The sequence below is a fragment of the Citrobacter sp. RHBSTW-00570 genome (assembly GCF_013739755.1).
GTDB lineage: Bacteria > Pseudomonadota > Gammaproteobacteria > Enterobacterales > Enterobacteriaceae > Citrobacter > Citrobacter braakii.
This window is the reverse complement of record NZ_CP056399.1, coordinates 1,468,384-1,493,877: the sequence shown is the minus strand read 5'-3', so window position 1 is coordinate 1,493,877 and position 25,494 is coordinate 1,468,384. Positions and strand designations below refer to the sequence as shown.

The 25,494-nt window shown below is 54.2% G+C and carries 17 protein-coding genes; 2 read left to right on the top strand and 15 right to left on the bottom strand.

The features are described from left to right. Positions 1-213 precede the first annotated feature (213 nt). Positions 214-417: a YfgG family protein gene (locus HV237_RS07015; protein ID WP_049041558.1), complete on the top strand. Its 204-nt coding sequence runs from the start codon at positions 214-216 to the stop codon at positions 415-417. 556 nt (positions 418-973) lie between these two features. Here the strand turns inward: HV237_RS07015 and guaA are convergent. After that, the gene (gene guaA / locus HV237_RS07010; protein WP_016153990.1) at positions 974-2,551 is read right to left on the bottom strand and encodes a glutamine-hydrolyzing GMP synthase; all 1,578 of its coding nucleotides are present in this window, start codon (positions 2,549-2,551) and stop codon (positions 974-976) included. Positions 2,552-2,614: 63 nt separating this feature from the next. Continuing rightward, positions 2,615-4,081 carry an IMP dehydrogenase gene (guaB, locus tag HV237_RS07005; protein ID WP_019077375.1) on the bottom strand — a complete coding sequence of 489 codons (1,467 nt, stop codon included), beginning with the start codon at positions 4,079-4,081 and terminating at the stop codon, positions 2,615-2,617. A gap of 160 nt (positions 4,082-4,241) precedes the next feature. Between guaB and xseA the strand changes: the two genes are divergently transcribed. Next, a complete protein-coding gene (xseA, locus tag HV237_RS07000) occupies positions 4,242-5,615 on the top strand; it encodes an exodeoxyribonuclease VII large subunit (protein WP_047358233.1) in 1,374 nt (457 codons plus the stop codon). Here the strand turns inward: xseA and HV237_RS06995 are convergent. The 13 genes from HV237_RS06995 to HV237_RS06935 all read right to left on the bottom strand — a co-directional run bounded on the left by HV237_RS06995 (position 5,612) and on the right by HV237_RS06935 (position 25,323). Continuing rightward, positions 5,612-5,827 carry a zinc ribbon domain-containing protein gene (locus HV237_RS06995; protein WP_016157125.1) on the bottom strand — a complete coding sequence of 72 codons (216 nt, stop codon included), beginning with the start codon at positions 5,825-5,827 and terminating at the stop codon, positions 5,612-5,614. The two genes, xseA and HV237_RS06995, sit on opposite strands and share 4 nt — an antisense overlap. A 51-nt stretch (positions 5,828-5,878) precedes the next feature. Further along, complete coding sequence (locus HV237_RS06990) at positions 5,879-6,961, bottom strand: Gfo/Idh/MocA family oxidoreductase (RefSeq protein WP_047358234.1); 1,083 nt, start codon at positions 6,959-6,961, stop codon at positions 5,879-5,881. Between the two features lie 63 nt (positions 6,962-7,024). After that, a complete protein-coding gene (locus HV237_RS06985; RefSeq protein WP_047358235.1) occupies positions 7,025-8,566 on the bottom strand; it encodes a peptide MFS transporter in 1,542 nt (513 codons plus the stop codon). A gap of 300 nt (positions 8,567-8,866) precedes the next feature. After that, positions 8,867-10,339, bottom strand: a complete 1,473-nt coding sequence (gene der, locus HV237_RS06980) for a ribosome biogenesis GTPase Der (protein WP_016153996.1) — start codon at positions 10,337-10,339, stop codon at positions 8,867-8,869. Between the two features lie 118 nt (positions 10,340-10,457). Continuing rightward, positions 10,458-11,636, bottom strand: coding sequence for an outer membrane protein assembly factor BamB (gene bamB, locus HV237_RS06975; protein ID WP_016153997.1), 1,179 nt, complete (start codon positions 11,634-11,636; stop codon positions 10,458-10,460). Between the two features lie 10 nt (positions 11,637-11,646). After that, complete coding sequence (locus HV237_RS06970; RefSeq protein ID WP_016157128.1) at positions 11,647-12,267, bottom strand: YfgM family protein; 621 nt, start codon at positions 12,265-12,267, stop codon at positions 11,647-11,649. A gap of 13 nt (positions 12,268-12,280) precedes the next feature. Beyond that, positions 12,281-13,555 carry a histidine--tRNA ligase gene (gene hisS / locus HV237_RS06965; protein WP_016153999.1) on the bottom strand — a complete coding sequence of 425 codons (1,275 nt, stop codon included), beginning with the start codon at positions 13,553-13,555 and terminating at the stop codon, positions 12,281-12,283. Between the two features lie 110 nt (positions 13,556-13,665). After that, entirely contained in the window at positions 13,666-14,784 is a 1,119-nt protein-coding gene (ispG, locus tag HV237_RS06960; RefSeq protein ID WP_016154000.1) for a flavodoxin-dependent (E)-4-hydroxy-3-methylbut-2-enyl-diphosphate synthase, read from the bottom strand. A 26-nt stretch (positions 14,785-14,810) separates the two neighbouring features. Further along, the gene (rodZ, locus tag HV237_RS06955) at positions 14,811-15,800 is read right to left on the bottom strand and encodes a cytoskeleton protein RodZ (protein ID WP_047358237.1); all 990 of its coding nucleotides are present in this window, start codon (positions 15,798-15,800) and stop codon (positions 14,811-14,813) included. Positions 15,801-16,084: 284 nt separating this feature from the next. Further along, a complete protein-coding gene (locus HV237_RS06950) occupies positions 16,085-17,251 on the bottom strand; it encodes a bifunctional tRNA (adenosine(37)-C2)-methyltransferase TrmG/ribosomal RNA large subunit methyltransferase RlmN (RefSeq protein ID WP_016154002.1) in 1,167 nt (388 codons plus the stop codon). A gap of 256 nt (positions 17,252-17,507) precedes the next feature. Then, complete coding sequence (gene ndk, locus HV237_RS06945; protein WP_003037710.1) at positions 17,508-17,939, bottom strand: nucleoside-diphosphate kinase; 432 nt, start codon at positions 17,937-17,939, stop codon at positions 17,508-17,510. A gap of 136 nt (positions 17,940-18,075) precedes the next feature. Continuing rightward, entirely contained in the window at positions 18,076-20,388 is a 2,313-nt protein-coding gene (pbpC, locus tag HV237_RS06940; protein WP_047358238.1) for a peptidoglycan glycosyltransferase PbpC, read from the bottom strand. Beyond that, positions 20,389-25,323: an alpha-2-macroglobulin gene (locus tag HV237_RS06935; RefSeq protein WP_047358239.1), complete on the bottom strand. Its 4,935-nt coding sequence runs from the start codon at positions 25,321-25,323 to the stop codon at positions 20,389-20,391. Between the last annotated feature and the right edge of the window lie 171 nt (positions 25,324-25,494).

Genomic DNA, 25,494 nt, shown 5'->3' with positions numbered 1-25,494 from the left:
ATCAATAAATAAGCCCCTCATTAATCAATTATTACTCTTTTCATGGTTTTTTATCGTTATCTCATTATTAATGCAAATAATAATATTAATTTCCATAACATAAATAGATAAAACAACTGAAGCAATTTTACATAAGGAAAAATTGACCATTCCCTCACAGTATGCCTTAATGTGACTATCGCCCTCAGTTGGGTACACTACAAGGAACCTTTTGTGAGCCAGGTTACCAGCCTACGCAAACGACACCGATTTAACAGTCGCATGATCCGGATCGTACTGCTTATCAGCTTTCTTTTCTTCTTCGGACGCTTCGTCTACTCCGCCATAGGTGCGTGGCACCACCACCAGAACAAAAAAGAAACTCAGCAGATCACCCTGCCGCAACAGGCATCTCCTGCACAAACTGACGTACGCTGATCGCTCGCGCCGAGGATACCCCCAGCATTAAGATTCCTTACCGGATGGCTAATCGCCTGACATTTAACCATCCGGTAAGGGATTTGAGTGATGAAACTTCACGTAGTCTTGCCCGCCCACACGTGCTGATATATCGGATAATCAACCGTGTTTTTCGCACAAATACACCATCTTTTAATCCCACTTCACCGCGCCATTCGCGCTGATTTTTTTACGTTCCAGTGTACTGGATATAAAAAAGATACACTGCGCTCAAATAGACGCTAATTAATATCGCTAGAAAATATCACTGACTAAAACATTCATATTTAGCATGAAATTAAATGCTTATCTGAATTGTTACCATTATTAAATTCCACAGGGTAATACCATGAGTACTTTTTATTATTTCCGTAAATAAGAAGCGGTGTTGAATGGATCGCAGACGTTAAGTGTGTGATTAACCCTACTATCGAGCAGGACTGTCGCATCGATAAAATTCGCGCAATAAAAAGCCCTCTATAAACAGAGGGCTTTTACATACTACCGGTTCAGAAACCGCTAAACGGGAGGAATATTATTCCCACTCAATCGTAGCTGGCGGCTTACCGCTGATGTCATACACCACGCGGGAAATACCGTTAACTTCGTTGATAATGCGGTTAGAGACGCGGCCTAAGAAGTCATACGGCAGGTGCGCCCAGTGCGCGGTCATAAAGTCGATGGTTTCAACAGCACGCAGGGAAACAACCCAGTCGTACTTACGGCCATCGCCCATGACGCCAACGGAACGTACTGGCAGGAACACGGTGAACGCCTGGCTCACTTTGTTGTACAGGTCAGCGTTGTGCAGTTCCTCAATGAAGATAGCATCCGCACGGCGCAGCAGGTCGCAGTACTCTTTCTTCACTTCGCCCAGCACGCGTACGCCCAGACCCGGCCCCGGGAATGGGTGACGGTACAGCATGTCGTACGGCAGACCCAGTTCCAGACCAATCTTACGCACTTCGTCTTTGAACAGCTCACGCAGCGGTTCAACTAGACCCATCTTCATCTCTTTCGGCAAACCGCCCACGTTGTGGTGAGATTTGATGACGTGCGCTTTACCAGTGGCAGAAGCCGCGGATTCGATCACGTCCGGATAGATGGTTCCCTGCGCCAGCCACTTAACGTCTTCCAGCTTCAGCGCTTCTTCGTCGAAGACTTCCACGAACACGCGGCCGATGATTTTACGTTTAGCTTCCGGATCGTTCTCGCCTTTCAGCGCGTCCAGGAAACGCTTTTCACCTTCAACATGAATGATGTTCAGGCCGAAATGGTCGCCGAACATATCCATCACCTGCTGAGCTTCGTTGAGACGCAGCAGACCGTTGTCGACGAACACACAGGTCAGGTTTTTGCCAATCGCACGGTGCAGCAGCATCGCGGTGACGGAGGAGTCAACGCCGCCGGAGAGGCCGAGGATCACTTTATCAGTGCCAACCTGCTCACGAATGCGGGCAACGGCGTCATCGATAATTTTTGCCGGGGTCCACAGCGCTTCACACTGGCAGATGTCGCGCACAAAACGCTCCAGCATGCGCATCCCCTGACGGGTGTGGGTAACTTCCGGATGGAACTGCACACCGTAGAAACGTTTTTCCTCGTGCGCCATGATGGCAAACGGGCAGTTGTCGGTGCTGGCAACGGTCACGAAACCTTCCGGAATAGCGGTCACTTTGTCGCCGTGGCTCATCCACACGTCCAGCAGTGGTTTGCCGTCTGCGGTCAGAGAGTCTTCAATACCGCGGATCAGCGCGCTGTCGGTCTGAACTTCAACCTGCGCATAGCCGAATTCACGTTCGTTAGAACCTTCAACATGACCACCGAGCTGCATTGCCATAGTCTGCATGCCGTAGCACACGCCGAACACAGGCACGCCCGCAGTGAAAACGTATTCCGGCGCACGCGGGCTGTTTTCTTCAGTGGTGCTTTCCGGACCACCGGAAAGAATGATACCGCTTGGGTTGAATTCGCGAATTTGTGCTTCCGTAACATCCCACGCCCACAGTTCACAATAGACGCCCAGTTCACGTACGCGACGAGCAACCAGCTGAGTGTACTGAGATCCGAAATCAAGGATGAGAATGCGATGTTTATGAATATTGTCTGTCATTGACGCTAATTCCGAGGCAAGTGAAACAAATTCGCCCGGCATATAGCCGGGCGCGGAAACTTATCAGGAGCCCATGCGATAGTTAGGGGACTCTTTGGTGATGGTCACATCGTGAACGTGACTTTCCTGAATACCCGCACCGCTGATACGTACAAACTCTGCTTTTGTTCGCAGCGCGTCGATAGTACCACAGCCGGTCAGACCCATACAGGAGCGCAGGCCACCCATCTGCTGGTGAATGATCTCTTTCAGGCGACCTTTATACGCAACGCGACCTTCAATACCTTCCGGGACCAGTTTGTCAGCAGCGTTATCGCTCTGGAAATAACGGTCGGAAGAACCTTTGGACATCGCGCCCAGAGAGCCCATACCACGGTATGATTTGTAAGAACGGCCCTGATACAGTTCGATTTCGCCCGGAGATTCTTCAGTCCCCGCCAGCATAGAGCCAACCATCACTGCAGAAGCACCCGCAGCGATAGCTTTTGCGATGTCGCCGGAAAAACGAATACCGCCATCGGCAATAACCGGGATACCAGTGCCTTCCAGCGCTTCAACGGCGTCAGAAACGGCGGTGATCTGTGGTACACCTACGCCGGTAACGATACGGGTAGTACAGATGGAGCCTGGGCCGATACCGACTTTAACAGCGCTGCAGCCGGCTTCCGCCAGCGCGCGAGCGCCTGCACCAGTCGCAACGTTCCCCCCGATGATCTGCAGATCCGGGTATTTAGCACGAGTTTCACGGATACGCTGCAGTACGCCTTCTGAGTGACCGTGAGAGGAGTCAATCAGCAGAACATCCACGCCAGCGGCAACCAGCGCGTCAACACGCTCTTCGTTACCCGCACCTGCGCCTACAGCAGCCCCAACGCGCAGACGACCATGCTCGTCTTTACAGGCGTTAGGTTTACGTTCCGCTTTCTGGAAATCTTTAACGGTGATCATGCCGAGCAGATGGAAGCTGTCGTCAACGACCAGCGCTTTCTCGACTCGTTTTTCGTGCATTTTGGCAAAGACAACATCGCGTGCTTCGCCTTCACGAACGGTCACCAGACGCTCTTTCGGCGTCATGTAGACGCTAACCGGCTGATTCAGATCAGTCACAAACCGTACGTCACGACCGGTGATGATGCCGACCAGTTCGTTATCTTCAGTCACTACCGGGTAGCCTGCGAAACCGTTACGCTCGGTCAGTTCTTTTACTTCACGCAGAGTGGTGGTTGGCAGTACGGTTTGTGGGTCGGTCACGACGCCAGATTCGTGTTTCTTCACGCGACGAACTTCTTCCGCCTGGCGCTCAATAGACATGTTTTTGTGGATAAAACCGATGCCGCCTTCCTGAGCCAGGGCAATTGCCAGGCGCGCTTCCGTCACGGTGTCCATTGCTGCGGAGAGCATAGGAATGTTCAGGCGAATGGTTTTCGTCAACTGGGTGCTGAGATCAGCAGTATTCGGCAGAACGGTAGAATGAGCGGGAACGAGGAGGACGTCGTCAAACGTCAGGGCTTCTTTTGCGATACGTAGCATGGGCAATATCTCACCTGGGAGGTTATTAAATATTGCCGCGGCATTATACAGAGCGTAACCGATTGCATCCACACTTTTTTGCAAAAAAACCTTGCGCTCCTCTGTGAGCATGTTACTTTCGACTGAATAACTTGCTGATTTAGAATTTGATCCCGCTCACATGTTATCCTCTCAGACCACCTCAATTTTTACCGTAAGCCGCCTGAATCAGACGGTTCGTTTGCTGCTTGAGCAGGAAATGGGACAAGTGTGGATCAGCGGTGAAATTTCGAATTTCACTCAGCCGTCCTCCGGTCACTGGTATTTCACGCTCAAAGATGACACCGCTCAGGTACGCTGCGCGATGTTTCGCAACAGCAATCGCCGTGTAACGTTCCGACCACAGCACGGTCAGCAGGTACTGGTACGCGCCAACATTACATTGTACGAGCCGCGCGGCGACTATCAGATAATTGTTGAAAGCATGCAGCCAGCGGGCGAAGGATTGCTGCAGCAAAAATATGAGCAACTCAAGGCCAAACTGCAGGCTGAAGGGCTATTCGATCAGCAGTTCAAAAAAACGCTGCCTTCACCGGCCCACTGCGTCGGGGTAATCACCTCTAAAACCGGCGCCGCGCTGCACGATATCCTCCACGTCCTGAAGCGTCGCGACCCTTCCCTGCCCGTTATTATCTACCCGACCGCAGTCCAGGGTGATGATGCGCCAGGGCAGATCGTTCGGGCCATTGAACTGGCGAACGCGCGGGGCGAGTGCGATGTGCTGATCGTCGGGCGCGGCGGCGGCTCGCTGGAAGATTTGTGGAGCTTTAACGACGAACGTGTTGCACGGGCGATCTTTGCCAGCCGCATTCCAGTCGTCAGCGCCGTCGGCCATGAAACCGATGTCACTATTGCCGATTTTATTGCAGATTTACGGGCACCTACGCCGTCGGCGGCGGCAGAAATTGTCAGCCGTAATCAGCTTGAACTGCTGCGTCAAATACAGCATGGTCAGCAGCGTCTGGAGATGGCGATGGACTACTACCTCGCCAATCGTACTCGTCGATTTACCCAGCTTCATCACCGCTTGCAACAGCAGCATCCGCAACTGCGTCTGGCCCGTCAACAGACCGTGCTGGAACGACTGCGTCAGAGAATGAACTTCGCACTTGAGAATAAGATTAAACAGGCAAATCAGCGTCAGCAGCGCATGCTGCAGCGTCTGAATCAGCAAAACCCGCAGCCGCGTATTTACCGTGCGCAAACACGCATTCAGCAACTGGAATACCGCCTGGCGGAAAGTATCCGTGCGCGTTTAAGCGAACAACGCGAACGTTTTGGCAACGCGGTTATCCATCTTGAGGCAGTCAGCCCATTGGCCACGCTGGCGCGCGGTTATAGCGTGACGACCGCAAAAGAGGGTGAAGTGCTGAAACAGACTAAACAGGTTACAGCAGGTGATGTGCTCACCACCCGCCTGTCTGACGGATGGGTGGAAAGCGAAGTGAGAGCTGTCACGACGACAAAGAAAACTCGCAGGAAAAAACAGGATTAAAGCGGCACAAACGCCACGCGTTTCTTCGAGATAAGGCCATGACCGTTCTGGCAGAAATAATCCACCGCGCCACAGGCTTTAAGCACCTGCAGCGGCTGATTGCACTCCGGGCAGTGCGCTTCTAACTGAATATCTTTATTACAGTTATCACAGTGCGCCATACCGTTTTGCGGCTCCAGCTCTGCATGACAATCCGGGCAAATAATAGACATAGCGACTCCAGTACAGGGATCCATTACTGCGCTGAGTTTAACACGATGCGTTTAATGCCGCCCGCGTAACTGCTGCTGTAACGTTAACAGGCACTCCACTTCCTCCAGCCTGCGCTGCGTCGTGCGGCTCACTTCCTGTGGGCTGCGTTCAAACAGACTTTGCGCGCCCAGAATATGCTCCGCCAGACAATGGGCATATACGCTACCAGGCAGACTCCAGCGTTGTACAACATCACCGTCAATCAATTCGAGCACATCCTCGACACCACGGCGATCATGGCTAATGACACGACCATCGCGCAGACAAAGGCGCAAGCCTTTTTGTCCGCCAGCCGGCCCCGCGTATTTATTCAGCCAGATGTCCAGCGGAATGCCGCTAATCTGTCCCTGCAGATGCGCCTCTCCTTCTGCTGTGGTCAGGTCGCCCTCTACAATATTACGTCCCAGACGGTCTTTAGCGCTTTTCACCTGCAAGGTCATACTGTCATTACCGCCCAGGTAACGCACTGTTTCACGCAGCATTGCCAGTACATGTGTGCCAATGTCCAGAATTACACCGTCCGGATGACGAAGCTCACGGGTATCCGGCTCACCGGTGGCAAAGTTTAGCGCAATAGGTTCTCCAACAGCATTAAACCCGCTCGGTTCCTGCAAAAAACCGTCGATTTTAGCAATGTGTGAAAAGTGAGAGACAAGTGCCTGTTGTGGAATATCGCCCTGCCACTGCGCTCCGAGTTTGCCCAACGCCAGCTGCATTGCGCCATTGCGTGCCATCCAATGGTCGAGTGCCAGCACGCGGTTGGCAGCATCCGGTTGAGCCAGCAGCGTTTTCAGTTTTTCAATTTGGGAAAGCGTGGCGACAATAGGCTTTTCGACCACGATACGAGCGATGGGAGCCGCCAGCGCCTGTTCAAGCACATCGAGGTGATGCAGGGATGCGGTGGTAATAAAAAGGGTATCAAGCGGCATTGCAAGAAGTTCAGCGAGCGACGCACAGCGTGTCACGTCTGCGGGCTGCTTTGCGGGTTGAACATCAAATCCCACACAGCGTAGTGCATCACCGAACATATTACGTAATGCGGGCAAGTATGCCGTTTCAACGACTGCACCAAGCCCAACAAATCCTAACAGCATACTCTTACCTCGTTAATTGAATAGCCGGGACATAACGTCTGCCCCGGCACAATCGAGGTGTTATCAGGCGCTAGTTGCCGGTTTAGTTTGCGTATTTTCCAGCATGCGACGAATCGGAACAATGAGGATGATCAGTACCGCAGCACAGATCAGCAGCGCAATCGAGCAGCGTGCGAAGAGATCCGGCAGCATATCCAGTTGGTCAGCCTTCACATGACCGCCAATCAAACCTGCGGCCAGGTTGCCCAGCGCACTGGCGCAGAACCACAGGCCCATCATCTGCCCGCGCATTCTTTCCGGCGCCAGCAGCGTCATTGTCGCCAGACCGATCGGACTAAGGCACAGCTCGCCAAGCGTCAGCATCAGGATACTGCCCACCAGCCAGAATGGAGAAACGCCTGCCCCGCCGTTACTGAGAACGTTTTGCGCCGCCATCATCATCAGACCGAAGCCTGCCGCCGCAAAGAGGATACCGATAACAAACTTGGTGATGCTACTCGGGCGAATGTTCATGCTTGCCAGCTTCGGCCATGCCCAACTGAATACCGGTGCCAGCAGGATAATAAACAGCGCGTTTATCGACTGGAACCAGACCGCCGGGATTTCAAAATCACCGATCATACGGTTAGTGTAGTCGTTAGCGAACAGGTTGAACGAGGTTGGCTTCTGCTCAAACGCGGACCAGAAGAATGCAGCGGAAACCAGCAGGATAAAGCAGACCAGCAGTCTGGCGCGCTCTTTACGGTTCAGACCGGCAAAGATGAACAGGTAGATAAAGTAGAGCGCAACGGAGGCTGCAATCACGTACACCAGCATGCTGGCAACCGCGACCGGATTAATTACAATCACGCCTTGCGCTATCAGCGTAACGATAACCGCCGCACCGACAGCCAGCGCCAACAGCCACGCGCCCACGCCGTTACGTTTCACTACCGGGCTATTCCAGGTGGAGTCGAGCCCCACTTCGCTGTCGTAGCGTTTCATTGATGGAACGGCAAATACACGGAAAATGATCAACGCCACCAACATCCCGATACCACCGATGCCAAAGCCCCAGTGCCACCCATGGGTTTTAATCAGCCAGCCGGAAATCAGCGGCGCGATAAACGACCCCATGTTGATGCCCATGTAGAACAGCGAGAAACCGCCGTCGCGACGCGCATCGCCTTTTTTATACAGCGTGCCAACCATGACCGAAATACAGGTCTTAAACAGACCGGAGCCGAGCACGATAAACATCAGACCAATAAAGAACAGGTTGTTCCCCATAATGGCGGAGAGCGCAATTGACAGATGGCCGAGGGCAATCAGGATGGAACCGTACCACACCGCTTTCTGTTGGCCGAGCCAGTTATCAGCCAGCCAGCCACCCGGCAGCGCAGCGAGGTACATCGTACCGGCAAAGATACCCACAATCGCCGAGGCATTTTCACGTGCCAGCCCCATGCCGCCGTCATAAACGGTAGCAGCCATAAACAGGATCAGTAACGGGCGAATGCCATAAAACGAGAAGCGCTCCCACATCTCTGTGAAGAACAGCGAGCCGAGCGGATAAGGATGGCCGAAGAAAGTTCGGCTTTCTTTTTGATTAACAGAGGATTGCATAATTCTCCCGAAAGTTATGTCGTCGTGTGTGTAAACACCGCGATGTACGCCAGCCAGTTACGTATCTGACCGATTTTTTACATGCGGCGAAAATTTATTTAACCATTTGATAACCTAAGGCTAGTTTTGTCTAGTACCAGCCCCCGGACTTTAAGATGAAAACTCGACAAATGTCTACTTTCTTAGATTTAAACTTGGTAAAAAATGAATAGTGATTGACATCGCACGGGCTGAGGCTGGCGATGGAACGTCGAAAAAAAACCCGCGACAAGCACGGGTTTTTATCAGAATCAGCAACAGTTACTTGCTTTTTTTGATGTGTTTTATCAAACGCTTACGTTTACGCATCTGCGTCGGCGTCAGCGTATTGCGTTTGTTCGCAAACGGGTTTTCCCCTTCTTTGAACTGAATGCGGATCGGCGTCCCCATCACATCCAAAGACTTACGGAAATAGTTCATCAGATAACGCTTGTAGGAATCCGGCAGGTCTTTGACCTGGTTGCCGTGAATCACCACGATTGGTGGGTTATAACCACCGGCGTGGGCATATTTCAGCTTCACACGACGACCACGCACCAGCGGCGGCTGATGATCTTCTGCCGCCATAGTCATAATACGCGTCAGCATCGCGGTGCTGACGCGACGAGTGGAGCTGTCATACGCTTCGCGGACCGATTCAAACAGATTACCCACGCCGCTGCCGTGCAGCGCAGAGATGAAGTGTACACGCGCAAAATCAATAAAGCCCAGACGGAAGTCCAAAGTCTCTTTGACCTGCTCTTTCACTTCCTGCGTCAGGCCATCCCACTTGTTGACCACAATAACAAGTGAACGCCCACTATTGAGGATAAAGCCCAGCAGCGACAGGTCCTGATCGGAAATACCTTCGCGCGCGTCAATCACCAGCATCACCACGTTGGCATCTTCAATCGCCTGCAGCGTTTTGATAACTGAGAATTTTTCTACTGCTTCGGTAATTTTGCCGCGCTTACGCACGCCCGCGGTATCGATGAGCACATATTCGCGCTCATCGCGTTGCATCGGGATATAAATACTGTCACGCGTGGTCCCCGGCATGTCGTAAACCACTACGCGGTCTTCGCCGAGAATACGGTTAGTAAGCGTGGACTTACCTACGTTCGGGCGACCAACAATCGCCAGTTTGATCGGCAGATCCTGCGGATTGAAGTCATCTTCAGGCTCTTCTTCGCCGTTCTCTTCGGCTTCCAGTTGCGCCCAATATTCTGCATCTTCATCCACCTCTTCCTGAGGAGCAACGTCATCCATCCACGGCAGCAGAACATGCTCCAGCAGGCTGAGAACGCCACGACCATGGGATGCCGCGATCGGATAAATTTCACCCAGACCCAGCGAGTAGAAATCGACGACCGCCTGATCAGGATCGAGTCCGTCAGTTTTGTTGGCTACCAGGAACGTCGGTTTCTGGCGCGAACGCAGATGTTTCGCAATGGCTTCATCCGCAGGCATCAGGCCAGCACGCGCATCTACCATGAACAGCACAACGTCTGCTTCTTCGATCGCCAACAGCGACTGTTCCGCCATGCGGGTTTCTACACCGTCTTCGGTGCCATCAATACCGCCGGTATCAATACAGATAAACTCGCGGCCTTCAATTTCCGCACGACCGTACTTACGGTCACGAGTCAGACCCGGGAAATCCGCAACCAGCGCATCTCGGGTGCGAGTTAGACGGTTAAATAACGTGGATTTGCCAACGTTAGGGCGCCCGACAAGCGCGACCACAGGTACCATGTTTAAAGCCTCATTTAATAAATCATCAGACAACGGGCACATTTTTTGCGCCGTTGTTAAAAACAGTAAAACGGCCCCTGCACCAGGAGCCGTTTTTCAAAGCGAGCGGCCGGGACGATTAACGCGTAATAGAGTACAGCGTACCGTCTTTCGCCTGGATCAGCAGTTTACCATCAGCAGAGACCGGCTCGGTCAGGAAACCAGAGCTGTCAACTTTCTGCTGGGCGACAAAGCGGCCATCGTCAACGTTAATCCAGTGCAGGTAGCCTTCGCTATCACCCACGACCAGATTGCCGTTATACAATACCGGGGACGTCAGCAGACGGTGCAGCAGATCGCTTTGCGTCCACAGCGTCACGCCGCCATCGGTGGTTAGCGCCAGTACACGGTCGTTCTGGTCAACCAGGTAGATACGGTTACCGTCGACGATGAAATCATTCACTGAGCCCAGTTCACGTTTCCACATGATCTGGCCGCTGCGCAGATCCAGCGCCGTCAGGTTACCATTATAAGCCAGCGCGTAGACAACGCCATTGACGATAACCGGCGTGGTATCAACGTCGCTCAGACGATCGATTTCCGTTGGACCTGTCGCCTGAGAAATACGCTGCTGCCAAATCATCTGGCCCTGCTGCATCAGCACGGCGCTTACGCGGCCGTTATCACCGCCAACGATAGCTGCGCCAAAGGCGGTCGCTGGGGCAGATTCGCCGCGCAGAGACAGAGAAGGCATGTCGAGGTTAACGGTCCATTTGATGGCGCCGTCTGCTTCGTTCAAGGCCTGCAACTGACCGTTACTGGTGTGAATTAATACCACGCCATCGCTCACAACAGGACGAGACAGCGCTTCACCGGCAACTTTCGTCTGCCATGCGGTGGTACCATCGCTGGTGTTCAGCGCATAAACCTGCGCTTTTTCGCTGCCAATGTAAACATGGCCACCGGACACGGTTACACCGCCAGAAAGCTGTGCAGATGCGCGGGAGAACCAGCCGTCTTTCTCACCCAGATTAACAGACCAGACTTCTTTGCCGTCGTCCGCATTCAACGCCTTAACGACGCCGGCGCGATCGGCTGCATAGACAACGTTATCCGCCAGCGCAGGATGAAGATTGGAATAGAAATCACCAATACCGTTACCTACAGAGGTGCTCCAGTCCGTAGACGGAGTAAACTGGTTTTCAACCACCGGTAATGGGGACATCTTAACGACATCTTCTTCGCCACTAAACAGTGAACAGCCGCTCAATAGGGTAACGGAAAGCAGCCCTGGCAGAAGTAATTTACGCAATTGCATCGGGTCCCTCTCAGATGGACAAATTATTGATTTTCATCTGCATCATTTCGCTCAGAGCAGGAGAGGCATCGCTTTTCACGCCCGCTTCCCATGCGCTACGCGCACCTTGTTTATCGCCTTTGCTCAGCAATGCTTCACCGCGCAGGTCGGCAACAATGGCCGTCCACCCTTCACCTTTAATGGTGTCGAGTGTTTTCAGCGCGGTATCAGCCTGTTTAAGCTGAACCTGAACACGAGCCAGACGCAGATTAATCACCGCTTTGAGATTCTCATCGCTGGTCGCTGCTAAGCCTTGTTGCAGCTGGCTTGCGGCTTTCTCAAGTTCATTTTGGTCAACAAACTGCTGCGCCAGTTCCAGTGAAGCTAACGCGCCGTAGGTATTTTTGTTTTCTGCGGCAAATTTCTCTGCAGCAGGAAGACTATCCGGTTTACCCGCGCTAACCGCAGTCACCGTATTTTGATATGCCAGAGAAGCAGAGCGTGCGGACTCCGTCTGATGGCTGGTCCAGTAACGCCAGCCAACCAGCGCGCCAACCCCTAAAATGACCCCAACAGCCAGCGCTTTGCCGTTTTCAGCAAAGAAGCGTTTTACTGCATCAATCTGGTCGTTTTCGTTCTCGTAAATTTCCACGCTGTCCTTCTCCTTAGCCCAGTAGAGTGCGCAAATGCGCGGCAACGCTATCCTGCGCTACTGCCGTTTGCTCACCAGAGCGCAAATCCTTCACTACAACAGTACCGTCAGCCACTTCGGACTCGCCCAGTACCAGTGCAACGCGGGCGCCCCACTTGTCGGCGCGGGCGAACTGTTTCTTAAAGTTGCCGCCACCGTGGTTTGTCATCAGTTTCACACCAGGAACTTCATCGCGCAGACGTTCTGCAAGCCGCATTGCCACCGACTGCGTATCCGCCCCCGAAGCGACCAGGTATATATCGACAACAGGATCAGCGTTAAATTCCGGATTAACTGCCTGAACTAACAAAACAAGTCGTTCCAGACCCATGGCAAAGCCTACGGCCGGCGTTGCGCGACCGCCAAGTTGCTCTACCAGACCGTCGTAACGCCCACCGGCACACACGGTACCCTGAGAGCCCAGACTGCTGGTAACCCACTCAAATACGGTGCGGTTGTAATAATCAAGACCACGAACCAGACGCTGATTGACGGTGTAGGCAATACCTGCGGATTCCAGCAGTTTGCACAGGCCCGCAAAGTGCTCGCGAGAGTCGTCATCAAGATAGTCGCCCAGCGCAGGTGCGTCGTTGAGCAGCGCCTGTACTTCCGGGTTTTTGGAGTCGAGAACGCGCAGCGGGTTAGTGTACATACGGCGCTTGCAGTCTTCGTCCAGTTTCTCTTTGTGCTGTTCCAGGTAGGCGACCAGCGCATCACGGTAGTTAGCGCGGGCTTCAAGCGAACCAATTGAGTTCAGCTCAAGGCTGACATGCTGAGAAATACCCAGCGCGCGCCACCAGCGAGCGGTCAGCATAATCAGTTCAGCATCGATGTCCGGGCCTTGCAGGCCAAACACTTCGACACCCAGCTGATGGAATTGACGATAGCGCCCTTTTTGCGGACGTTCGTGGCGGAACATCGGCCCGATATACCACAGACGCTGTTCCTGATTGTACAGGAGACCATGTTCGATGCCGGCGCGTACGCAGCCCGCAGTCCCTTCAGGACGCAACGTCAGGCTGTCGCCATTACGGTCCTCAAAGGTATACATCTCTTTTTCAACCACGTCAGTGACTTCACCGATCGCGCGTTTGAATAACGGGGTCTGCTCTACAATCGGCAAGCGGATTTCACTGTAACCGTAGCTGCCGAGCACGTTTTTGAGAGTGCCTTCAATGCGCTGCCAGATGGCGGTTTCGCCAGGCAGATAATCGTTCATGCCGCGAATGGCTTGAATGTTTTTTGCCACGTTTATTCTCTTTATGAATATAAAAATGAACCCTCAGCGCTAACCCGAACAATGCGGGCGCCATGCGGGTTCAATCATACACGGGAAGCACGCCGCTTCCCATCACGTTGTTATTTTTCAAGCTGCTGCACGTCAATACGACGCGCTTCGTCCAGGATACTCGCTTTGGCGCGAATGCGGGCTTCAAGCTGCGTAATCATATCGTCGTTATCGAGTCGATCCTTACGCACGCCGTCTTCATACAGACCGCTTTTCTTGTTACCGCCCGTCACGCCCAGCGTAGAAACCAGCGCTTCGCCAGGACCGTTCACCACGCAGCCGATGATCGAAACATCCATTGGCGTAATGATATCTTCCAGACGTTGTTCCAGCGCGTTCACCGTACCGATAACGTCGAACTCCTGACGCGAGCAGGTTGGGCAGGCGATAAAGTTGATCCCGCGGGCACGAATGCGCAGCGATTTCAGGATATCGAAGCCAACTTTGATCTCTTCCACCGGATCCGCCGCCAGAGAGACACGCAGCGTATCGCCGATCCCTTCGGACAACAGCAATCCTAAACCGATCGCTGATTTTACCGCCCCACTGCGTGCACCACCGGCTTCGGTGATCCCCAAATGCAGCGGTTGATCGATCTGTTTCGCCAGCAGGCGATAGGATTCTACGGCGAGGAAAACGTCAGACGCTTTAACGCTGACTTTGAATTGATCGAAGTTCAGACGATCGAGGTGATCCACATGGCGCATAGCGGATTCCAGCAGCGCCTGCGGCGTCGGTTCACCGTATTTTTCCTGCAGATCTTTTTCCAGCGATCCGGCGTTGACGCCGATACGAATAGGAATATTTTTATCACGAGCGCAGTCCACTACCATGCGAATACGCTCTTCATTACCGATATTGCCTGGGTTGATACGCAGGCAATCGACGCCGTATTCCGCCACCTTCAGCGCGATACGATAGTCGAAGTGAATATCGGCAACCAGCGGGACATTAACCTGCTGTTTGATAAGCTTGAACGCTTCTGCGGCATCCATTGTCGGTACAGAGACACGAACAATATCTGCGCCGACGCGTTCCAGCGCTTTGATCTGATTAACCGTCGCTTCCACATCTGTGGTACGCGTATTGGTCATAGACTGTACGGCAATGGGCGCGCCATCGCCGATCGGCACGTTCCCAACGTAAATGCGTGTCGATTTTCTACGTTGAATTGGAGCCTGGTTATGCATTAAAAAATCTCCCGCATTGCCGTCTGTTACTGAGCCGGTGATTGTTCGGCATTAACGGTCAGACGCGCAACCTGGTTAGTTCTGATAAAACGACTCAGATCGACAGGTTTACCCTGGAACTGAATCTGCACTGCCGCCGGAGCGCCAATTTTCAGTTTGTACGGCGCCTGACCCGTCAGATTCAGATTGCCGTCCTTACGCTGCATACCACTGAACAGTTTTTTTCCGGTCGCATCGGTCACTTCCAGCCAGCAATCGGCGGTAAAGTTCATTACCAGTGCGTTAGGATCGGCTGCTGGGGTAGTGACACCCGCCTGGTCAGTCGGCAGCGGCGCCGCGGTCGCTGGCGCAGCAGTTGCGGTATCGACGTTAGCCTGAGAAGGTGCCACAACGGCATTCTGCTGCGCATCAGCGGCAGGTGCCGGGGTTGCAGCAACATCTGGCGTAGGCGCTGCGTCCGCCACCGCGCCATCGTCTGGAGCCGGAGTAGTACCCTGGCCCGCTGCGGCGCTGGTATCTAACGGTACGTTCTGCGCACCATCTTTACCGGCATTCAGCTCAGCGGAGGATTGATCGGCCATGGTGGTGATCTCTTCCTGCTGCGCTTTATGGTTCTGCCACCACCAGGCTCCCGTCAGTCCGACAACGACAAACAGCACCAGCCAGGTAAAGGTCATTAACCAGCCGTCGCGTTTTTTACGACGCTTACCGAGCGAGAAGCTCTGCATCGGTGCGACTTTGGCTGGGCGAATCGGAGCCTGTTTTTCCAGCCCTGGCAACAGTTCTTCTTCAGGAATATGCACCAGACGCGCATAAGAACGGATATAACCGCGCAGGAATGTTGAAGCGAGATCGGCTGGCGCCTTATCTTCTTCAATATCACGTACCGTGGAGACCTTCAGGCAAAGTCGCTCCGCGACTGCCTGCTGGCTGAATCCGAGTTGTTCACGGGCATTGCGCAGACGAACGCCGGTGGATAGTGCTTCATTTTTGTCGTGCGTGGCTTCAGTATTCATTCGCTACAGCTGCGTAAATTTGGGTTCTGATGCCGGCGAGCCACAATGCTCACCCACACCGCGAAACATCTGGTCAGTTAACCTTCGTCAGACAGTATAAAACGGTCAGACTATCAAAGACAAAACAACGTAAACCTGAGGGCTAAAGGCTTGTTGCGCCGTTACATACTGCCTTAAAGTCGACAAAAACGCACCGTTATTATTGACCTCACGAAAACAACAAAGAACCTCATTTGGCTTACGTTGCACTACGGTACATGAATTATACCGTAGTGCACTCAACATCAAACGGTCTTGATATCGATAGCGTCGCCCTGCATACGCTTACGCAGAGTACGCTTGGTACGGTCGATAACGTCACCCGCCAGCTGACCGCAGGCTGCATCGATGTCATCGCCACGTGTTTTACGCACGATGGTAGTGAAACCATAGCTCATCAACACTTTGGAGAAACGATCGATACGGCTGTTAGAGCTACGGCCATATGGCGCGCCTGGGAACGGGTTCCACGGGATCAGGTTAATCTTACACGGCGTATCTTTCAGCAGCTCTGCCAACTGATGCGCGTGTTCAGTACCATCATTGATGTGATCTAACATCACATACTCAATGGTCACACGACCCTGGTTAGCGTTGGACTTCTCCAGATAACGACGAACCGCGCCAAGGAATGTTTCGATATTGTACTTTTTGTTGATAGGTACAATTTCGTCACGAATTTCATCGTTCGGCGCATGCAGAGAAATCGCCAGCGCGACATCAATCATATCGCCCAGCTTATCCAGCGCAGGGACAACGCCTGAGGTGGAGAGCGTGACGCGACGCTTGGACAGCCCAAAACCGAAGTCATCCAGCATGATTTCCATCGCTGGCACCACGTTGGTCAGGTTGAGCAGCGGCTCGCCCATCCCCATCATCACCACGTTAGTGATAGGACGCACGCCCGTTGCTTTCACCGCACCGACGATTTTCGCCGCACGCCAGACCTGACCAATGATTTCCGACACCCGCAGGTTACGGTTAAAGCCCTGTTGCGCCGTAGAGCAGAATTTACACTCTAATGCACAACCGACCTGTGAAGAAACACACAGGGTCGCGCGATCGTCTTCCGGGATATACACGGTTTCTACGCGCTGATCGCCAACCGCGATGGCCCATTTGATCGTACCGTCAGAGGAACGCTGCTCTTCCACCACTTCCGGGGCGCGAATTTCAGCCACTTCTTTCAGCTTGTTACGCAGCACCTTATTGATGTCAGTCATGTCATCAAAGTTGTCGCTGCAATAGTGGTACATCCACTTCATGACCTGATCGGCACGAAACGGTTTTTCACCCATATCTTTGAAGAATTCGCGCATTTGCTGACGGTTCAGATCCAGCAGGTTGATTTTTCCATTTTTATTTGGAACCGCAGGAATGACGACTTCAGAGGTGTTAACTAATTCAGACATAATTTTTTCCGGCCTCGTTGTTACACGTTGTGGCCCGTGGAGGGTTAAAAAGAAACGCCCCGGCAAGCGTTCTGCTCTTCCGGGGCGTTGCATTGTACAAAGTCTGGCGCAGGGATGCCACGTTTGCACGAAGCATTAGCGAAAATAATATGTAAATCGCTAATTCCTCTCCAAAGGATTTCGCATCGCAGGAAAGCGGCACGTTCGAGCCTCCCTGAAAGCATAGAAAACTATGCGATGTGAAAAACGCAGGAGATTAGCGCGTGCGCGGGCAAACCTCGCCTTCACCGAAGAAATAGGCGATTTCACGCGCGGCAGATTCAACGGAGTCGGAACCGTGAGTACCGTTCTCGGTGAAGCTATCAGCGTAGTCTGCACGCAGAGTACCCGCCAGCGCATTCGCCGGGTTGGTTGCACCCAGCAGATCACGGTGACGCTGTACGGCATTTTCGCTTTCCAGAACAGAAACAACGATCGGACCGGAGGTCATGAATTCAACCAGACCGTCAAAGAACGGCTTACCATCATGCTCAGCATAGAAGCCACGCGCCTGCTCAACGGTCAGGTGCAACATTTTAGTACCGACAATTTTGAACCCTGCTGCTTCAAAGCGCGCAAAGATGCTCCCAATAACGTTTTTTGCCACCGCGTTTGGTTTGATGATGGAAAAAGTACGTTCAATAGCCATGATTACCTCTGAAAAAGATGTTTTGTTGTTGTTTACCTGGCGCGGATTATAAAGAGCATCCCGGCAATTGACTATTGACGAAGATAACATTTCTTTAAAATAAGATGAATTTTAGCAACAAAAATCACCTGGTGGTCTACTGCAACGAAAATCTCACCGTCGCCACCTGTCCGGCGTCATCCATTACCAGCAGTTGATAATCCCCTTTGGTCGCCAGCCGTAGCGTAAGACGGCGTCCGCGTTCATCCAGCCGTTCACCGTTAAGAAACCACCAGCGATCGCCAGTCCCACCGCTGGTTTGTACCGGCAATGAGGCCAGCGCAGAACCGGGTAAACGCTTCACGATCGCGCCATCACGAACCCCTGTCAACTGCAACGGCAGCGAAGCATCCTGCCCCAGCGGCGGACACGTGGCAGAAACCGGCGGTAATCTCGCCCCACGGCGCTCTGACTCCGGCAGCCATGGCTCCAGCGGTAAAGGCCAGACGATTAACGTTTGTTCGCGCGCCTGCGGGCAATCCGCCGCCACACGTTTGCCTTCATCATCCAGCCAGACGGGGAAACGAATGCCACTCACACCCTCCTGTTCGGGCAATAACAACGTGGGCGGCTGGCTGCCCTCCAGCAGCCAGGTTGCCAGACGGCGTCGACAGTTGCTGTCTCCGGGCGCAAGTGACTGCCCGCCCGGCCAGCACACTACGCCGCGGCTAACGGATTCAGGGCGCGGATCCTCCGGCTGATTTGTCCCGCGAGAGAGTAAAAGATTGTTGACCTGATTGAGCAGCGGCACGGCGCTGGCAAAACCAAACTGGCCCACCACCGGCGTACCGTCGGGTCTGCCGGTCCAGATCCCCATCACATAACGGGCGTTAACGCCAATCGCCCACGCATCGCGATAGCCATAACTGGTACCCGTTTTCCACGCCAGCGGAACCACTCTGCTCAGCGCGTTATCCGGCAGCGGTTGCGCTTCGTCAGCCATAATGCGGCGAATAATCCACGCCGCGCCTACCGACATCAACGGACGCTCCAGCAGTGGATCGTCTGGCTGCAGGCGCAGTTTTCCCGCTTTTCCCTGACGGGCAAAGGCACTGTACGCCGCCGCCATGTCTTCCAGTCTGGCCCCTGCCCCGCCCAAAATCAGCGACAGATTCGGTGCGGCACCTGCGGGCAGATACAGCGGTAAGCCAACGTTACGTAACGATGCGGCAAAACGCTTCGGGCCATAGGCTTCAAGTACCTGCACGGCGGGTAAATTTAGCGAGCGCACCAGCGCTTCGCTCATACTCACCGGGCCATGAAAACCACTGTCAAAATTCCCTGGTCGATAATCTCCGGTTCGACGCGGCACATCCTGCAACAATGAAGCAGGATGAATTAATCCGTCATCCAGCGCCAGACCATAGATAAACGGCTTCAGCACCGAGCCCGGCGAGCGGATCGCATTCACCATATCCACATGGCCAAAGCGGGAGTCGTCATTCATATCTACCGACCCCACCCAGCCACGCACGCTCATATCAGTGTGATCGACCACAATCATCGCCAGCGAACTGCGCGCAGGTAAGCGGCCCTTCCAGTTTTGCGCCAGCTCTTCCAGTTGGCGCTGCAATCCGGCGTCAAGGGTGGTCACGATTTTATCGCTCCGGCTTTTTCCCAGCATCATGCGCGAGAATAACGGCGCTAACTGCGGCATTTGTCTGGGCGCCAGCCAGACCGGTTCTTCGCGTGACTCCTGCACCTGTCTGGCAGGCCAAACGCCCTGCGTCGCCATGCGCTCAAGCACTTTATTGCGCGCCGCTTCAGCGCGGTCCGGCCAGCGGTCCGGGCGCAGACGGCTCGGTGCCTGCGGCAACACGGCCAGCAGCGCGGCATCGGAATAACTCAACTGTGTGGGAGATTTACCAAGGTAGGCCCAACTCGCCGCCCCCACGCCCTGCAGCGTGCCGCCAAACGGCGCACGGTTAAGATATAGCGTCAGGATGTCGCGCTTAGAAAGATGCCATTCCAGCTGCAATGCGCGCCAGAGCTGGCGGAACTTGCCGCCGAAAGTTCGCGGGTGGGGATCGAGTAATCGCGCGACCTGCATGGTGAGCGTACTGCCGCCTGAAACGACGCGACCTGAGGAGAGGTCCTGCCATGCCGCGCGCAGCACTGAAAACGGATTGACGCCGGGATGTTTCCAGAACCAGCGGTCTTCGTAGTTGATTAACGCCTCAAGGTAACGGGGGGACACCTCATCAATAGTCACCGGATAACGCCAGATGCCGTCCGCGTCGGCGAAGCGCCATAGCGGCGTACCATCGTAAGCCACCACGACACGTGCCGGATCGACTTCGTGAAGCGGCAGCGGCCAGATTTTATCTGCCGCCCAAACCCCCGCTACCAGCAATAGCGCAACGGCTACCAGCCAGAGCCAGCAGCCGCGTTTCCCCAACCCGCGCATCATTTACGGTCTGACAATCAAAAGCCCCTCTGTCGCACCGGTCGCGCGCCACTGCGGAACATACATTGACTCCACTTGCGGCACAGGAACCTGATAGGTCCCCGGCGTTACCGCCCGCGCCAGATAGACCAGCGTCACCGGCTGCCCTTCGTTGACCGCTACCGCGGCGACAAAGCGATCGTCACGGAACTCAACGTGCTGGATATCCGCCTGCTGCATCTGATTGAGCAAATTCGCTACCTCGCTGCCGCTGTCCTGCAGGCTGGCGCTGCCGTTGGCCAGATTCTGGTTTTCCAGCTCCAGGCCGGCTGGCAGTAAGTCGACCACCAGCGCATCCGGTACGTTCTGGCTGGCTTTCACCTCCAGCCAGACCAGTACCAGCTCGCCGCTGCGCAGAGAATCCAGCGCTTTGCTGTTCCCGTCGAGCCCCAGGATCTGACGCTCAATGTGCAGGACGTTGCTGGCAGGCGTCGGCGAGGTTTGCGGGTAACCACTCACATCCAGACGCAGCCACAGCGGCAGATTACCGGTATTGATGACGTTCAGCGTAGACAGCGCGTCAGCATCCAGATTACGCGTTTGTGATTTCTCCCCGGCTAACGCCTGTTCAGAGAGTGACGTTTGCGCCTGCCACGAGCCAGGCAAGTCCTGTAACGTACGCGCGGCAAGGAACAGCGCATTGTTTTCCTGAGTAGAGAGCCAGCGCTGCCCAAAGGCCTGTTCTGACAAAGTGTTCAGCAGCGTATTCTGCACGTCAGGTTTAAGCTTGTTCTCTTCCAACAATGCCAGCATCAGCGCGTTGTCACGTAGCTGACTGCCGTAATCCGCCATCCACTGCTGCGCATCACGGCGTGGCGTATTCAGCGCCAGCGTCAACGCTTGTTCACTGCGGTTGGCGTCGCCCATGTTTTTCAGCGCTATCCCCAGTTGCAACAGCGGTAAACCGGAAGCCGCCTGTGCACGACGCTCCCAGATCTCACGCAGCGCGCCGAGCGGGGCTTTCTGCTGACGAGCCAGCACCAGCGCGGCGTAGGCCTGTACGGCAAACCGGCTTGCTGATGCGTCGTCGGTATAGCGAATCGACATCATGCCCGGATCCTGCAAATAGCGCAGCAGCCGCTCGTTACCCCGGTTAATCACCTCTGCCGGAACGCTATAGCCCTGTTCATTCGCGCGAACGAGGAAATCCATCACATACGCGGTCAGCCAGTACTCTTCCGACCCGTTCTTATCCCACAGCGCAAAACCGCCGTTATCACGCTGCATTTGCAGTAAACGAGAGATGCCAATCTCTACTGCCGCACGGCGTTTTTCATCGCTGTCGCCCGCGATACCTAACGCCTTCAACTGCGCGGCATTGGTGTATAAGGATGGGAACAACCCGCTCGCCGTTTGCTCGAGGCAACCGTAAGGGTAAGCTTTCAGTTCACGGATATAGCGCGCCAGATTCAGCGGTGGTTTACCGCTGAACAGCAGTTGTCCCTGCATCGTCACAGGAGAGAAATTCGTCAGTTCTTCGCCCGGAAGCTGCCAGGTTGCGCCCGGCTGAAGTGCGACGCCGTAATTAACAGTTTGCGCCGGGAACGCCGGTCGCACGCCAATTTTCCACTGTTTATGCTGAACAGGCAGCGTTTCACCCGGTAGATTCAGACCGCTAATTTGCGCCTGAATTTCGCCATCGCCAAAGCCCTCCCGCGCACGCACCGGAATAAACAGCGTAGTCCGTACGCCTGGCGCCAGATTCACCGGGGCGGGATCTTGCCCCATCAGCTCCAGTAAACCGCTGGCCGCGAGATTAATAATCAGCGTTTGCGGTTTGTCAGTCAGGTTGGTCACGTCCAGCGTCAGGCGCGAGGTATCGCCCCCCGCCAGAAAGCGCGGCATGTTCAGTTCAGTAATTACCGGCGCGGCGACAATCACTTTGCTTTCGCTACTGCCAAAGTCATCCGCCGTCCAGGCTTGCGCCATTACCCGCAGCTCGCCGTTGAAATCACCAATTGGTAACTTCACCGTACCTTCGCCCTGCTCGTTAAGCGTCACCGGCAGCGCCTGTTGCGCCACGATATTGACGTGATTAACCGGTGGCTTGCCGCCGCGTTTTAACTCATCGCCATCACCACCAAAGCGCAGCGCCGCCAGACGTCCTTGCCCTTCGATCACCTGGCCGTAAATATCATAAATATCCGCGCCATAGCGTTTTTGCCCGAAAAACGCCTGCCACGGATCTGGCGTGGCGTAATCGGTAATGTTCAACACCCCGCTGTCAACGGCTGAGACCAGCACGTTAACCTGTTTTGGCACGTCGCCATTTTTAACGCTGGCTTTAATCTTGACGGTCAACGGCTGATTTGGACGCATTTTCGCCGGACTTTCCAGCTCCAGCGCCAGACGACGGTTTTCATCGCCTAACGGCAAATGCAGTAAGCCGACTGCCCGCTTTGGCGTTGCCGAACGAGACTTGTCGCCAGGACGAACCACCAGCGCGCTGAGATACAAGTCATGGCGATTCCAGGTTTTATCGACCGGGATGGAGATATCAAGACCATCCGTCGGTACGTCTATCTCTTGCCACCACAGCGGGCCTTCGCTGGACTCCACCATCGCGTAACCTTTGCCAGCCGCGGGTGCGGCAATGTGTAGCTTCATGGTATCGCCGGGACGATAGCCGGGTTTATCCAGTTTCAGGGTCACGCGATCGGGACGTACTGTCCCGCTGCCGTCGCTGTTATCCTGCCAGCTATAACCAGCCCAGAAGCGCACGCTGCTCACCGCATCATTCGGAGCTTTCACTTCCAGGCGATAGGCACCCCACTCGACCGGGAAGCTGACTTTACCGGTCTCATCGGCCTTCAGATCCAGGGTCTGCTCACCCTCAACCAGATCTTTTTGATCGAACTGCGATTGCCAGCCCTCGCCTTCAGACCAGTTCCAGTAATAATCACGGCGTTCACGGATCAAACGCACCTGTAAACCGGACACCGCTTTTTTCTCACCTTGCGCATCGGCATACACAATATCAAAAGCGGCATTGCTGTTTTCATCAACGCCAGGCTGATTGACGGTAGTATCGGTGCGGTAGTCATAAACGGCTCTCGCCGCAAACTGCGGACGAATACCTGGCAGCGTATCCGCAGGCCAGATGGCTTGTTCAACCCGACTCGTCACCGGACGGCCACCCGACTCCAGCAAGCTGGCTTGCAGAATCACCTGTAACGGAGAATGCGTCTCCTGCCATTGGCTGTTGGTAGTCACTTCGCCGCGACCGTGGTCATCCAGCGTCAACTGAACCTCATCGAGGCTGCGAGAAAGATTTTCTTCGGCAATATTACCAAACTGGAACCCCGGTAACGCCTGCACCGCTTCCCGCAACGGGCGCAGGAAAAGCTGCCCTTGCAGAGCATTGCCGTTGGCGGGCGCGCCGTACAGGTAGTAGCCCACCACCGAGAACTTCACTTCATCAGTTGGAGCCACCGGCATTTTATTGGCGGTGAGATTGAGCGCCATCCGCTCAGGCATGAAATCTTCGACGTGGAAATCCCACATCCGCGACTGGTTGTCGCCAGTATTGGCACGAATATGCCACATGCCGGTTGGCGCGCTGCTGTCCAGCGGCCAGCTAAAGCGATACAGACCGTTTTCCGGCTGGCTCACTACCGAGCGTAACACCTGTCCGTCGGGCTTAACGACCTCCAGCTTCACCGGCTGGTCAGGCAGCGTTTTGCCGTCGCTATCTCGCAGTAATCCGTTGAGGATCACCGTTTCGCCAGGGCGATAGAGGTCACGGGGGCCAAACATAAAGAACTGCTTGCTGTATCCCGGCGCGCCGGCAATATCAAATTCAGCCAGATCCAACGCCGGGAGCTTCAGGTCCAGCAGCGTGGTTTGCCCGTCTTTACGGGCCAGCAATAAGGCCGCGTCTTTATCGGTTTCCAGCTTGACGTGACCCTGCGCGTCACTGGTAGCCTGCGCCAGCGTCTGCCCTTTTTCGTTGAGTAACGTGACCTCAATACCCTGCTGCGCAGCGCCGTTTTCCAGACTCTGCGTAAAGACATCCAGTTGATTGTGGTAACGGTGCGCAGAGACACCAATGTCACTGAGCGTAAACAGCGTAGCAGCATTGCTGTAGTTATAGTGTCCGGCCTGATTCATCACCGCAATGTAAACGCCTGCTTGCTGCAACGGCTTGATATCGCTCAGTGGCAGTAGCAGCTTCTCTCGGGTGTTACGCTCAGGATTGAGGTCAAAGCGTCCGGTATAAACCAGCTCCGCCATTTTCAGCAGATTGTCTGACTCCCAGTTTGACAACGAATTACGGTATTCCCACTGGCTGACAAACGCACCGAGCGATTCAGGCTTCACGCGAAAGAAGTTCACATCCACGCTATTAACGTTAAGGGCCATCACCGGTAACCCTTCAATCACTTTTCCCGGCAGCAGCGAGCCGCGACTAGCGAACCCTACGCTTGGCTGGACGTCGCGGGTGGTAATATTTTTTTCATAATCGATAGCGAACGTCGCTTTATTCAGCGCCAGCAAATCACGCTCAATGGTAACCACCAGTTCCCGGTTAGGTTCGAGATGGCGTAAGCGTAGCTCTTTTAGATTTGGCGCCAGCTCCCAGGCACCATCCACTTTGCCGCTTTTTTTATCAACAACGTGCACTACGCGAGAAAAATCTTGTTCCGGATCGAGGGGAATGGAAAAGGTCAAAACGAGCGTTGCCGCGCCGTCGAGTTGGACCTCTGAGGCATCAAGCAGCGTCAGCGACTTACCCTGGCTTTGCTGAATCAGCTTTTGTAATTGGGCCTTATCTTTTGCTGGCGCAGTCTGCGGTGCAGGCGCATCAGGCTTCGCAGCCGTCGGTGATTTTTCGTTATTATTATCGCACCCAACCAGTGCCAGCATCAGCATACAGGCCGCTACGCGTAAATGTTTCATTTTTCATCCCTGGCCGTAGTGGCCCGTTAGCTACGTAGAACAACTATTATGCGTCAGATTTTCGGCTGTGGAAGCCAGTAACTGTTCTACGTTGTCCTATTTTTCGTGATTAATGTGGATTCGCCTGACAAATCAGCCTCTTTTACTTGTCGCATTGCACTAAACATCCGA

What these genes read in the sequence shown, in the direction of transcription:
- guaA (WP_016153990.1), bottom strand. Translation starts at nt 2,551, where the DNA reads ATGACAGACAATATTCATAAACATCGCATTCTCATCCTTGATTTCGGA.
- guaB (WP_019077375.1), bottom strand. Translation starts at nt 4,081, where the DNA reads ATGCTACGTATCGCAAAAGAAGCCCTGACGTTTGACGACGTCCTCCTC.
- xseA (WP_047358233.1), top strand. Translation starts at nt 4,242, where the DNA reads ATGTTATCCTCTCAGACCACCTCAATTTTTACCGTAAGCCGCCTGAAT.
- HV237_RS06995 (WP_016157125.1), bottom strand. Translation starts at nt 5,827, where the DNA reads ATGTCTATTATTTGCCCGGATTGTCATGCAGAGCTGGAGCCGCAAAAC.
- HV237_RS06990 (WP_047358234.1), bottom strand. Translation starts at nt 6,961, where the DNA reads ATGCTGTTAGGATTTGTTGGGCTTGGTGCAGTCGTTGAAACGGCATAC.
- HV237_RS06985 (WP_047358235.1), bottom strand. Translation starts at nt 8,566, where the DNA reads ATGCAATCCTCTGTTAATCAAAAAGAAAGCCGAACTTTCTTCGGCCAT.
- der (WP_016153996.1), bottom strand. Translation starts at nt 10,339, where the DNA reads ATGGTACCTGTGGTCGCGCTTGTCGGGCGCCCTAACGTTGGCAAATCC.
- bamB (WP_016153997.1), bottom strand. Translation starts at nt 11,636, where the DNA reads ATGCAATTGCGTAAATTACTTCTGCCAGGGCTGCTTTCCGTTACCCTA.
- ispG (WP_016154000.1), bottom strand. Translation starts at nt 14,784, where the DNA reads ATGCATAACCAGGCTCCAATTCAACGTAGAAAATCGACACGCATTTAC.
- rodZ (WP_047358237.1), bottom strand. Translation starts at nt 15,800, where the DNA reads ATGAATACTGAAGCCACGCACGACAAAAATGAAGCACTATCCACCGGC.
- HV237_RS06950 (WP_016154002.1), bottom strand. Translation starts at nt 17,251, where the DNA reads ATGTCTGAATTAGTTAACACCTCTGAAGTCGTCATTCCTGCGGTTCCA.
- ndk (WP_003037710.1), bottom strand. Translation starts at nt 17,939, where the DNA reads ATGGCTATTGAACGTACTTTTTCCATCATCAAACCAAACGCGGTGGCA.
- pbpC (WP_047358238.1), bottom strand. Translation starts at nt 20,388, where the DNA reads ATGATGCGCGGGTTGGGGAAACGCGGCTGCTGGCTCTGGCTGGTAGCC.
- HV237_RS06935 (WP_047358239.1), bottom strand. Translation starts at nt 25,323, where the DNA reads ATGAAACATTTACGCGTAGCGGCCTGTATGCTGATGCTGGCACTGGTT.